10 protein-coding genes and 1 riboswitch are annotated in these 11,443 nt (G+C 73.3%); of the genes, 9 read left to right on the forward strand and 1 reads right to left on the reverse strand.

The features are described from left to right. Window positions 1–34: 34 nt before the first annotated feature. The 8 genes from rpoZ (at window position 35) to rpe (ending at window position 9,373) form a co-directional block, all read left to right on the forward strand. Complete coding sequence (gene rpoZ, locus SS2_RS07375; protein WP_066462613.1) at window positions 35–322, forward strand: DNA-directed RNA polymerase subunit omega; 288 nt, start codon at window positions 35–37, stop codon at window positions 320–322. Beyond that, a complete protein-coding gene (gene coaBC, locus SS2_RS07380) occupies window positions 319–1,635 on the forward strand; it encodes a bifunctional phosphopantothenoylcysteine decarboxylase/phosphopantothenate--cysteine ligase CoaBC (RefSeq protein ID WP_500799065.1) in 1,317 nt (438 codons plus the stop codon). The genes rpoZ and coaBC overlap by 4 nt, the downstream gene beginning before the upstream one ends. 43 nt (window positions 1,636–1,678) lie before the next feature. Continuing rightward, window positions 1,679–2,872 (forward strand): methionine adenosyltransferase, encoded by a 1,194-nt coding sequence (metK, locus tag SS2_RS07385; protein ID WP_066462617.1) that lies wholly within the window; start codon window positions 1,679–1,681, stop codon window positions 2,870–2,872. 153 nt (window positions 2,873–3,025) lie between these two features. Further along, window positions 3,026–5,404 carry a primosomal protein N' family DNA-binding protein gene (locus SS2_RS07390; protein WP_066462771.1) on the forward strand — a complete coding sequence of 793 codons (2,379 nt, stop codon included), beginning with the start codon at window positions 3,026–3,028 and terminating at the stop codon, window positions 5,402–5,404. Next, window positions 5,401–6,033, forward strand: coding sequence for an HAD family hydrolase (locus SS2_RS07395; RefSeq protein ID WP_066462619.1), 633 nt, complete (start codon window positions 5,401–5,403; stop codon window positions 6,031–6,033). Before SS2_RS07390 ends, SS2_RS07395 begins: the two co-directional genes overlap by 4 nt. A 100-nt stretch (window positions 6,034–6,133) precedes the next feature. After that, a complete protein-coding gene (gene fmt / locus SS2_RS07400) occupies window positions 6,134–7,090 on the forward strand; it encodes a methionyl-tRNA formyltransferase (RefSeq protein WP_066462621.1) in 957 nt (318 codons plus the stop codon). Between the two features lie 100 nt (window positions 7,091–7,190). After that, complete coding sequence (locus SS2_RS07405; RefSeq protein WP_066462624.1) at window positions 7,191–8,714, forward strand: RsmB/NOP family class I SAM-dependent RNA methyltransferase; 1,524 nt, start codon at window positions 7,191–7,193, stop codon at window positions 8,712–8,714. After that, window positions 8,711–9,373, forward strand: coding sequence for a ribulose-phosphate 3-epimerase (gene rpe, locus SS2_RS07410; RefSeq protein ID WP_066462626.1), 663 nt, complete (start codon window positions 8,711–8,713; stop codon window positions 9,371–9,373). The genes SS2_RS07405 and rpe overlap by 4 nt, the downstream gene beginning before the upstream one ends. Here rpe and SS2_RS07415 read toward each other — a convergent pair. Next, window positions 9,367–10,002 (reverse strand): GNAT family N-acetyltransferase, encoded by a 636-nt coding sequence (locus tag SS2_RS07415; RefSeq protein ID WP_083941955.1) that lies wholly within the window; start codon window positions 10,000–10,002, stop codon window positions 9,367–9,369. The genes rpe and SS2_RS07415 overlap by 7 nt on opposite strands. A gap of 44 nt (window positions 10,003–10,046) precedes the next feature. Next, window positions 10,047–10,170: riboswitch (FMN riboswitch) on the forward strand. A gap of 92 nt (window positions 10,171–10,262) precedes the next feature. Between SS2_RS07415 and ribD the strand changes: the two genes are divergently transcribed. Next, complete coding sequence (gene ribD, locus SS2_RS07420; RefSeq protein WP_066462627.1) at window positions 10,263–11,381, forward strand: bifunctional diaminohydroxyphosphoribosylaminopyrimidine deaminase/5-amino-6-(5-phosphoribosylamino)uracil reductase RibD; 1,119 nt, start codon at window positions 10,263–10,265, stop codon at window positions 11,379–11,381. Window positions 11,382–11,443 lie beyond the last annotated feature (62 nt).

The raw sequence follows: 11,443 nt of genomic DNA on the forward strand, positions 1-11,443 counted from the left end.
ATCCGCAATCCCTCAACACCTTCGGAGTTGACCTGTGTCTGGAACCGTCGCCGCCCCCGTGGGCATCACCGACCCGCCCATCGACAAGCTGCTCGAGCGCGTGGACTCCAAGTACGCCTTGGTCGTCTTCTCCGCCAAGCGTGCTCGTCAGATCAATGCGTACTACTCCCAGCTCCACGAGGGCCTGCTCGAGTTCGTCGGCCCGCTCGTCGAGACGCGTAACCAGGAGAAGCCGCTGTCGATCGCTATGCGTGAGATCAACGCCGGCCTGCTGACCAGCACCCCGGACGAGGAACCCGTCACCGACGCCACCGCGTCCTGACGCACGAGGAGCAGCCGGTTATGCGTGTGATCCTCGGCGTGAGCGGAGGCATCGCCGCGTACAAGGCCGTGCTGCTCCTGCGGCTGCTGACGGAGGCCGGGCACTCGGTGCGGGTGATCCCCACCGAGTCCGCCCTGCGCTTCGTCGGCGCCCCCACGTGGGAGGCCCTCTCGGGCCAGCCGGTGACCACGTCTGTCTTCGTCGACGTGCCCGGCGTCCAGCACGTCGCCCTCGGGCAGACGGCTGACCTCGTGATCGTCGCCCCGGCCACCGCGGACCTCCTCTCCCGGATGGCCACCGGCCGCTCGGACGACCTGCTCACCGCGACCCTGCTCACCGCGCGGTGCCCGGTCCTGGTCGCCCCGGCCATGCACACCGAGATGTGGCAGCACCCCGCCGTCGAGGCCAACGTCGCGACGCTGCGAGAGCGCGGCGTGACCGTGCTCGACCCTGCTTCCGGACGCCTCACCGGCGCCGACACCGGCCCGGGACGGTTGCCCGAGCCGGAGCAGATCGCCGCCGCGGCGCTGGCTCTGGTCGCGGACGCAGGGCACCCTGCCGACGCAGACGGCTCGCTCGGCTCAGACGGCTCAGCTGATGCTGCCGCGGACCTGACCGGCGCTCGAGTGCTCATCACTGCCGGCGGCACCCGCGAACCCATCGACCCGGTGCGGTTCATCGGCAACCGCAGCACCGGACGGCAGGGCTATGCCCTCGCCGCCGAAGCCCGCCGTCGCGGCGCCGACGTGACCCTCGTCGCCGCCAACGTCGACCTGCCCGCCCCGGACGGCGTGCGCGTGGTCCCTGTCGAGACGACCCAGGAGCTGGCCGACGCCGTCCAGGACCGGGTGGAGAGCGCGGACCTGATCATCATGGCGGCCGCTATCGCGGACTTCCGTCCGGAGGCGGTCACCGCCCACAAGGTGAAGAAGACCGGCGACACCGTCGTCTGGCCGATCAACCTCGTCGTCAACCCGGACATCCTGGCCGGGCTGGTCGTCAACCGTCCCGACGTCGTCGCCCGCCGCGGCGGCGCGCGACAGGTCATCGTCGGCTTCGCCGCAGAGACCGGTGACGCGACCGGGGACGTGCTCGAGCACGGCCGGGCGAAGGCTCGGCGCAAGGGCGCGGACCTCCTCGTGGTCAACCCCGTAGGCGGCGGGCGCGGCTTCGGTGACGTGGCCAACGACGTGACGATCCTCACGGCCGACGGCGACGTCGTCGCGTCCCTGACCGGCAGCAAGGATGCCGTGGCGCGGACGATCCTCGACGAGGCCGCACGACTGCTCGCCGGCGACGTCTCACCGGTCTGACGGTCTCCCCAGAGGGACCGTCGGGGGCCGTATCCTGTTCCCCATGACTGAAGCCCTGCGCCTGTTCACGTCCGAGTCAGTGACCGAAGGCCACCCGGACAAGGTGTGCGACCAGATCTCCGACGCGATCCTCGACGCGCTGCTCGAGCAGGACCCGGCCTCCCGCGTCGCGGTCGAGACCCTCGTGACGACCGGCCTGGTGCACGTGGCCGGCGAGGTCACCACCTCCGCCTACGTCGAGATCCCGCAGATCGTGCGGCAGGTGGTCAAGGAGATCGGCTACACGTCCTCCTCGATCGGCTTTGACGGAGACTCCTGCGGAGTGTCCGTCTCGATCGGCCAGCAGTCACCGGACATCGCCCAGGGCGTCGACAAGGCCCTCGAGATGCGCGACGACGCGGGCGACCTGGACCCCCTCGACGCCCAGGGGGCCGGCGACCAGGGTCTGATGTTCGGCTACGCCAGCGACGAGACCCCCACCCTCATGCCGCTGCCCATCTACACCGCGCACCGCCTCGCCGAGCGCCTGGCACAGGTCCGCAAGGAGAACTCGCTGCCCGGGCTGCGCCCCGACGGCAAGACGCAGGTGACCATCGCCTACGACGGGGACCGCGCGGTCTCGGTCGACACGATCGTGCTCTCCACCCAGCACGACCCGGACATCCGCCAGGATGAGCTGGCCGTCGCCGTGCGCGAGCTCGTGGTCGCTCCGGTGCTCGGTGAGATCGACCTGCCCTCTGACGGGGCACGCCTCATCGTCAACCCGACCGGGACCTTCGTCATCGGCGGTCCCAAGGGCGACGCCGGGCTCACCGGACGCAAGATCATCGTCGACACCTACGGCGGCATGGCGCGCCACGGTGGCGGGGCGTTCTCGGGCAAGGACCCGTCCAAGGTGGACCGTTCGGCCGCCTACGCGACCCGGTGGGTCGCCAAGAACGTCGTCGCCGCAGGCCTCGCGCGCCGCTGCGAGGTGCAGGTGGCCTATGCGATCGGCAAGGCTCACCCGGTCGGGCTGTACGTGGAGACCTTCGGGACCGAGACGGTGCCGCTGACGGCGATCACCCGGGCCATCCGGACGGTCTTCGACCTGCGCCCCGGCGCGATCGTGCGGGACCTGGACCTGCTGCGCCCGATCTACGCCCAGACCGCCGCCTACGGCCACTTCGGCCGTGAGCTCGACGACTTCACCTGGGAGCGCACCGACCGCGTCGCCGAGCTGCAGGCCGCGGTCTGAGCCGGGCTCGCGCCCTCCCGCACAGGCGGTGACGGGAATGTCGGTGGGGACTGACATGCTGAGCACTGGTGAGAGACCTGCTGCGCGGCACGTGCGGTGAGGCTGACCACCGTGGGGGAGACGCTCACAATGCGGCGATGATCGGGGGTGGTGATGAGCACGCAGCTCAGCGGTGGCGAGCAGCTCGCGCTGCCCGGCCTGGCGCCCGCCGCCCCCCGCAGCCGCGCTACGGTCTCCGAGACGGGTCAGCCCCTGGCCGCCCGGCTCCCCATCGCCCGGGTGTGCGTGGACGTGACCCCCGCGCACCTGGACCGCCTCTTCGACTACACGGTCCCGGAGTCCATGTCCGAGGCCGCCCAGCCCGGCGTGCGGGTCAAGGTCCGTTTCGGGGCGCAGGACGTGGATGGCTACCTCGTCGAGCGGGTCGAGCGCACCGAGCACACCGGACGCCTGGTGGCCCTGCGCCGCGTCGTCTCACCTGAGCCTGTGCTCTCCCACGAGGTCACCACGCTGGCCCGGCTCGTCGCCGACTACTACGCCGGGTCGTTGACCGACGTGCTCCGCCTCGCTGTCCCGCCGCGCCTGGCCAAGGTGGAGACGGAGACATGGGGAGCGGCGCCGGGGACGGTTGAGGGCGCTCCCGCGACCCCGACGGCCGACCCTGGACACAGTGGGGCGCCCAGCACGGCCCTGAGCGCCGCTCCGATTGCCACTCCTGTTGCCGCTGCGAGCGTCCCGGTGAGCGAGTGGGCGGCGTTCCGCGGTGGCGAGGCCTTCCTGACCCGCCTCGCCGCAGGGGACTCGCCCCGGGCGGTGTGGACGGCGCTGCCCGGCACCGGTGCGGTCAACGGCTGGCCGCTGGCCCTGGCCGAGGCGGTCCGCGCCGTGACCCTCAGCGGCCGTGGCGCCCTCGTCGTGCTGCCCGACACCCGTGACGTGGACCGCGTGGCGCAGGCCCTCGCGCAGGCGGGCATCGCCGAGTGGGCTCCCGCCTCGTCGGCGCCCCAGGACCCTGCAACCGGAGCCGTCCCCGCGGCCACCTTCGTCCGACTCACGGCAGACCTGGGTCCCACGCCGCGCTATCGCAACTTCCTGGCCGCGCGCCGCGGGCGGGCCAGCGTGGTCATCGGCACCCGCGCCGCAGCCTTCGCCCCGGTGCGTGACCTCGGGCTCGTCGTGTGCTGGGACGACATCGATCCCATGCACCAGGAACGCCGCGCGCCCTACCCCCACGTGCGTGAGGTGCTCGCGCTGCGCTCGGAGCAGACCTCGTGCGCCATGCTCGTCGGGTCGTTGAGCCGGTCGATCCACGCCCAGGCTCTGGTGGTCAGCGGCTGGGCCCGCGAGCTCGTCGCCGACCGTGCGACCGTCCGCAGCCGCACTCCCCGCGTCGCGGCGCTCACCTCGGTGGACCTGGCGCGTGAAGGGCCCGCCGCTGCGGCGCGCCTGCCCGGGGCGGCCTGGAAGGCGATCATGCAGGGGCTGGAGACCGGACCGGTCCTCGTCCAGGTGCCGCGCGCCGGGTACATCCCGGTCGTAGCGTGCGTGCGGTGCCGCACGGCCGCGCACTGCACCACCTGCCACGGTCCGCTCGCACTGACCAGCGCCCACGCTGTCCCGCAGTGCGCCTGGTGCGGCGCCCTGGCCGGAGGCTGGTCCTGCGAGGAGTGCTTCGCCACGGGTCTGCGCTCGGTCCGCGTCGGCAGCGACCGCACGGCTGAAGAGCTCGGCAAGGCGTTCCCCGGTGCGACCGTGCGGGTCTCCGGCGCGCGCTCCGCGGCGGGCGTGCTGGCGGAGGTCCCTGACCGGCCGGCCCTCGTGGTCGCGACCCCCGGGGCCGAGCCGGTCGCCCCGAGCGGCTACTCCGTCGGCGTCCTGCTCGACGCAGCCTCGTCCACGAGCCACATCGGCCTCTACACCGACCAGGAGGCGCTGCACCGCTGGATCACCGCAGCCGCCCTCGTGCGCCCCTCCACGGCCGGTGGGCGTCTGCTGCTCGTCGGCGACGCAGCCCCGACACCGACCAACGCCCTCGTGCGCTGGGACCCCGCCGGTCTGGCCGAGCGCGAGCTCGACGAACGAGTCGACCTGAAGATGCCCCCGGCGATGCGCATCGCCTCGGTGACCGGCGACCGTCTCGCCGTGGCGATGTTCCTCGAGCGGGTCGAGCTGCCCGAGGGCGGTTCCGTGCTCGGACCGGTCGACCTGCCCGAGCCGCCTCCTGGGGCAGCTGCACCCGAGACCGGCCGTGCCCCGGCCCGACGTCGCAGCGAGACGCTGCTTGCCGCCGCCTCAGGACGCAGCGGAGGTGCGGCCAGCGGAGGGACGGCCAGCGGGGGAGCGGGCGGCGGACGTGGTGTCGCGGCGCGCACCGCGGGTGCCCTGGAGGTTCCCGTGCGCGCGATCATCCGCGTCCCGGTGGCCCGCGGACGCGACCTCGCCCGGGTGCTGGCCAGTGCCCTCGCCCAAGCCAGCGCCAAGCGCGAATCCGGCCTGATCTCGGTCGTGCTCGACCCGAAGGAGATGCTGTGACCCCCACCATCGACGCCGTCCTCTACGACCTGGGCAACGTGCTCGTCGGCTGGGAGCCGTACGCAGCCTTCGACGGGCTCAGCCGCGCGGAGGTCGACGCGTTCTTCGCCGAGACCAGCTTCCTCGAGCACAACCACGCCCAGGACGCCGGCCGGTCGTGGGCCGAGCTGCGCGCGCTCCTCGCTGACCTCGACCCGCGCCACGGCGAGCTCGTGGACCTGTACGTCGAGAACTTTGCCCGCACGCTGACGGGCCCGGTGCCGGGGTCTGAGGCCCTCGTCGAGGAGCTGACCCAGGCCGGTGTCCCGCTCTACGGCCTGACCAACTGGTCCGCGGAGCTCTTCCACCACGCCGTGCCGGCCGCGCCGGCCATCGGCCGCCTGCGGGGGATCGTCGTCTCGGGGGAGGTGGGGATGGCCAAGCCGGACCCGGCGATCTTCGACCTGACCACCGAACGGTTCGGGCTGGTCCCAGAACGTACCGTCTTTGTCGACGACTCACCGCGCAACGTCGCCGCTGCCGCCGACCGCGGCTACGTCGCCGTGCACTTCACCACGACGGAGGCCTTCCGCCTGCGGCTGCGTGAGCTCGGCGTCGAGGTGACGGACGCGACAGCGGTCACGGGCTGAGGGGGCCCCGGTGGGGTAGGAGGCCGTGCTCGCGGCCGTACCAGCGACCCCGGGACTGCTCGTGGGAGGCCCAGCCCGCGCACTCTCCTAGAATGGGTCCATGCGTCTGCTCTTCGCCGGGACCCCGGCCGTAGCTGTTCCTGCCCTGGAGGCCCTGCTGGCCTCCCGCCACGAGGTCGTGGCGGTGCTGACCCGCGCGGACGCCCGGGCCGGTCGCGGCCGGCGCCTCGCACCGAGCCCGGTGCGCGAGCGCGCCGAGGCCGCCGGCATCGAGGTGATCACCGACCGCCCCCGCAGCGAGGGTTTCGTCGAGCGGCTCACCGCCCTCGAGATCGACTGCGCGCCGGTCGTCGCCTACGGGGAGATCCTGCCGGCCGAGGTGCTCAGCGTCCCCCCGCTCGGGTGGATCAACCTGCACTTCTCCGTGCTGCCCGCCTGGCGCGGAGCTGCCCCGGTCCAGCGCGCGATCATCGCCGGTGACGAGATCACCGGGGCGACGACCTTCCGGATCGAGGAAGGCTTGGACACCGGCCCGATCCTGGGCACCGCGACCGAGACCATCCGCCGCCGCGACACCGCCGGCGACCTGCTGGGGCGCCTTGCGACGTCGGGCGCGGGGCTGCTGGTGGCAACCCTCGACGCGCTCGAGGACGGCGACCTCAACCCCGTCCCGCAACCGGCCGAAGGCGTGAGCCTGGCTGCCAAGCTCACCCCCGAGGACGCCCGGATCCAGTGGTCGCGGCCGGCCCACATCGTCGACCGGCTGATCCGTGGCTGCACCCCCGCACCGGGGGCATGGACCACCCTCCCCGACGGCTCGCGCCTCGGCATCGGCCCGGTCACCCTCGTCGACGACGAGCAGACCCCCGCCGGGTCGCTCGCCCCAGGCCAGGTCGAGGTGACCAAGCGCGCCGTCCGGGTCGGGACGGCGTCGGGCGCGGTCGAGCTCGGCGAGGTGGTACCGGCCGGCAAGAAGGCGATGGCAGCCAGCGACTGGGCCCGTGGGGCGCGCCTGGAGCCGGGCACCGTGCTCGGTGCCTCGGGCGAGCCCCGGTGACGCCCACGACCACGACGCCCATGACCCCCGATGACGCCCGCAGCTCCACCGGCGCGGCACCCCGGCGACGCACCCCGCAGTCGCCACGAACGGAGCACCAGTGAACGACGACGCAGCACGCAGCACCCAGCCAGGACACCGCAACGCCCAGGGCCGCGAGCGCAGCGCCGCGCGCAGCCGCGGCGACGGCAACCGGGGCCAGCTGGCTCCGGGGGAACGGCGCAAGGGCACCGACGACTCCCGCACCATCGCCTTCGACGTGCTGCGCCAGGTGGCCGACTCCGACGCCTACGCCAACCTCGTGCTGCCTCCCATGCTGCGGTCGCGTGGGCTCTCGGGCCGGGACGCGGCCTTCGCGACCGAGCTCACCTACGGGACGCTGCGCATGCGCGGACGCTACGACGCCGTCATCGCGCTGTGCGTGGACCGCCCCCTCGACAAGATCGACGCACCGGTGCTGGACGTGCTGCGCCTGGGCGCCCACCAGCTCCTGGGGATGCGCGTGCCGTCCCACGCCGCCGTCTCCGAGACGGTCGGCCTGGCGCGGTCGCGGGTGGGAGCGGGCAGCGCGCAGTTCGTCAACGCGGTGCTGCGCAAGATCTCCCGCACCGACGTGGAGGAGTGGCTCGAGCTCATCGAGGCCCGCGAGAGCGACGAGATCGCCAAGATGTCGGTCGTGGACAGCCACCCGCAGTGGATCACCCGGGCACTGCGTGACGCGCTCGTCGCCTCCGGTCGTCCGGTGGACGAGCTGGCGTCACTGCTCGAGGCGGACAACGCCTCTCCCCGGGTGACTCTCGTGGCACGGCCCGGTCTCATCACCACCGCCGAGCTCGGCGCGCAGGTGGACTCCCACCCCGGCCGGCTCGCGCCCACCGCACTCGTCCTGGACGGGTCAGACCCGGGTGCGATCGCTGCGGTACGCGACGGCAAGGCGGGGGTACAGGACGAGGGGAGCCAGCTCGTCACGCTCGCCTTCGCCCAGGCGCCCGTCGACGGACCGGACGCCCGGTGGCTCGACATGTGCGCGGGCCCGGGCGGCAAGGCGGCGCTGCTGGCTGCCATCGCCGGGACCCGCGGCGCGCGGATCGTGGCCAACGAGGTCCAGCCCCACCGCGCGGACCTCGTGGAGCGGTCCCTCGCGGCCGTCCCGGCGCACTCGGTCGAGAAGGTCCAGGTGTGGGACGGGCGGGACATCGGCGCTCAGGAGCCCGGAGCCTACGACCGCGTGCTGGTCGACGCTCCCTGCACCGGGCTGGGCGCCCTGCGCCGCAGGCCGGAGTCGCGCTGGCGTCGCACACCCACAGACGTCAAGGTCCTCGCCGCGCTGCAGCGTGAGCTGCTCACCTCCGCGCTGGTGGCGGTGCGCGAGGGCGGCGTCGTGGCCTACGTGACGTGCTCGCCCCACCTGGCCGAGACCCGCACGGTCGTGGCCGACGTGCTCCGGGCGCTGCCTGAGGGCTCCGTGGAGACCCTGGACGCACGGTCCCTCGTGACCGAGATCGCCGGCACCGACGTGCCGCTCGCCGAGAGGCTCGACGTCCAGCTCTGGCCGCACCTGCACGGCACCGACGCGATGCACCTGACGCTGCTGCGCCGAGTGGGCTCTACGGTGGAGGCATGAGCGCCCTCATCGCCCCGTCCATCCTGTCCGCCGACTTCACCAACCTCGAGCGCGACCTGCACGCCATCTCGGGCGCGGACTACGCGCACGTGGACGTCATGGACAACCACTTCGTGCCGAACCTGACCATCGGTCTGCCGGTCGTGGAGCGGATCGTCCAGGTGTCCCCGATCCCCATCGACGTGCACCTCATGATCGCCGACCCGGACCGCTGGGCCCCCGGCTTCGCCGAGGCCGGCGCGCAGTCGGTCACCTTCCACGCCGAGGCCGCCGCAGCGCCGGTGCGTCTGGCCCGTGAGCTGCGCCGCCTCGGGGCGCGAGCCGGGCTCGCGCTCAAGCCTGCGACCCCGGTCGAGTCCTTCGTCGACCTGCTCTCCGAGATCGACATGCTGCTCATCATGACCGTCGAGCCGGGCTTCGGCGGGCAGTCCTTCATCGAGGGCACCCTGCCCAAGATCCGTCGGGCCCGCGCGGCGATCGACGCCGGCGACCTCGACGTGTGGGTCCAGGTCGACGGCGGCGTCTCACGCGCCACGATCGAGCGCGCGGCCGACGCCGGCGCGAACGTCTTCGTCGCGGGCTCTGCCGTGTACGGGGCGCAAGACATCCCGGCGGAGATCGAGGCGCTGCGGGCGCTGGCCTCCCAGCACCGTCACTGAGATGGGTGCTCGGCCGTCCTGAGCGCGGTCCTGAGCGCCCGGTCGTCGAGCTGGTCGTCGAGCACCTCGTCGCGCACGTCGATCTCGAAGATGATCTCCAGCCCGTCCTCCTCGTCCCACTGCTCGCCCGTCTCGAGGAGGCCGTGCTGGAGGATGAGCATGCGCGAGGCCGCGTTGTCGGGGCTGACGGTCGCCCGCAGGGTGCGCACACCGGGTGCGGCGCGTGCGACGTCGAGCAGGATGAGCAGCGCGGCCCGGGCGTAGCCCTGCCGCCGGTACGCCGGGTCGATCTCGTAGCCCACCTCCACCATCCCGGCGTCGTCGGGTGCGCCGTGGAACCCGGCGCGGCCCACGACGTCCCCGCCGACCATCACCACACGGGTCACCCAGTCGTTGTCGGCCGGGGTGGTCGCGAGCTGGTCGCTGCGGATGGTCCACACCCGCCGGCAGGTGTCTGCAGCGAGAAAGTCTGACAGCGGGAGGCCTGAGGCCGACCGCGCGGTGTCCACGTCCCCGGCTGCGAGCGCGTCGACGGCCGCTGCGGGCAGGCGCACGAGGTGGACGTCGAGGGCCCGCGGGTCGGTGGAGGTCCAGCTCGGTGCTGCGGGTGCGGGGGAGTGGAGGGTCATGGCCACAGTCTCTCCTGTTCTGGCATAGTGGTGGGCAGCAAGTTCACGTGCTCTGGGGTCGGTGAAATTCCGAGCCGGCGGTTACAGTCCGCGACCCGCACCTCGGTGCGGTTGACCTGGTGGAACTCCAGGACCGACGGTTAAAGTCCGGATGGGAAGAGTCTCGTGGCGACGGTCGTGACGACCGTCGTGGTTGTGGTGCGCCCTTCTGGCGACCCCTGACCGACCCCGGAGCGCTTGGCGTATCCGGAAGGTTGGGGATGGACTACCTCACACTCGACGCGGCGATGGCTCGCGCTCTCGAGCTCGCCGCGCGCGGCCCGGCGCGCGGTCCCAACCCCCAGGTCGGCTGCGTCCTGCTGGCTTCTGCCGAGCCCACCGACCCTGCCGCTCCCGCCGTGCCGCGTCCCGGCGAGGCTGTCGCTCCCGCCGTGCCGCGTCCCGGCGAGGTTGCTGGCGTGCCGCGCCGCGTGCTGGCCCAGGGCTGGCACCGCGGGGCCGGGACACCGCACGCCGAGGCCGACGCACTGACCCGCGCCGCCGCCGCGGGGATCGATGTCACTGGCGCCACCGCCGTGGTCACCCTCGAACCGTGCTCGCACACCGGTCGCACCGGTCCGTGCGCCCAGGCCCTCGCCGAAGCTGGCGTGGCCGACGTCGTGGTCAGCGTCCCTGACCCGACCGAGACGGCTGGCGGCGGGGCGGACCTCCTGCGGTCCCGCGGCGTGCAGGTCACGACCGGCATCCGGCGCGCCGAGGGCGAGGCGCTGCTGCGGGTGTGGTTGACCGCCGTGCGCCGGGGGACCCCCTACGTCACCCTCAAGACCGCCAGCACCCTGGACGGCTGCGTCGCCGCGGCGGACGGCACGAGCCAGTGGATCACCGGCTCGGTGGCCCGTGAGCACGCCCACGTCGTGCGCAGCCAGGTGGACGCGATCCTGGTCGGCACCGGGACGGTGCTGGCCGACGACCCCAGCCTCACCGCTCGCCCCGCCGCCGGGCGCGCCGACCAACCCCTGCGCGTCGTCGTCGGGCACCGGGAGGTGCCGCCGGACGCCCGGCTGCGCAGCGGGGCGCCGTACCTGCACCTGCGCACCCATGACGTGGCCGAGGTGCTCGCCGAGCTCGCCGCGCGCGAGATCCGCCACGTCCTCGTCGAGGGTGGCCCCGGGCTGGCGACCGCCTTCCTGCGCGCCGGCGCCGTCGACGAGGTGCACGCCTACCTCGCCCCGGTGCTGCTGGGGACCGGGCACCGGATGATCGGCGACCTCGGTGCGGCGACCCTTGCGGACGCACCGCGCCTGACCACCGTCGCCGTCCACCAGCTCGGCGAGGACGTGCTCGTCGTGGCCCGCGCGCATCGCGAGGCTCTGTCATGACCACGCACCAGCCTGCCTCGCCCCTGCCCCCGCCGCAGTCGCAGCCCCAGTCGACGTCCGAG

This window comes from Sanguibacter suarezii NBRC 16159, assembly GCF_001552735.1.
In the GTDB taxonomy this organism is placed as follows: Bacteria; Actinomycetota; Actinomycetes; order Actinomycetales; family Cellulomonadaceae; genus Sanguibacter; species Sanguibacter suarezii.

Excerpts from the sequence above, each read along its gene's own strand:
- metK (WP_066462617.1), top strand. The coding sequence starts at position 1,679 with ATGACTGAAGCCCTGCGCCTGTTCACGTCCGAGTCAGTGACCGAAGGC.
- SS2_RS07390 (WP_066462771.1), top strand. The coding sequence starts at position 3,026 with ATGAGCACGCAGCTCAGCGGTGGCGAGCAGCTCGCGCTGCCCGGCCTG.
- fmt (WP_066462621.1), top strand. The coding sequence starts at position 6,134 with ATGCGTCTGCTCTTCGCCGGGACCCCGGCCGTAGCTGTTCCTGCCCTG.
- rpe (WP_066462626.1), top strand. The coding sequence starts at position 8,711 with ATGAGCGCCCTCATCGCCCCGTCCATCCTGTCCGCCGACTTCACCAAC.
- SS2_RS07415 (WP_083941955.1), bottom strand. The coding sequence starts at position 10,002 with ATGACCCTCCACTCCCCCGCACCCGCAGCACCGAGCTGGACCTCCACC.
- ribD (WP_066462627.1), top strand. The coding sequence starts at position 10,263 with ATGGACTACCTCACACTCGACGCGGCGATGGCTCGCGCTCTCGAGCTC.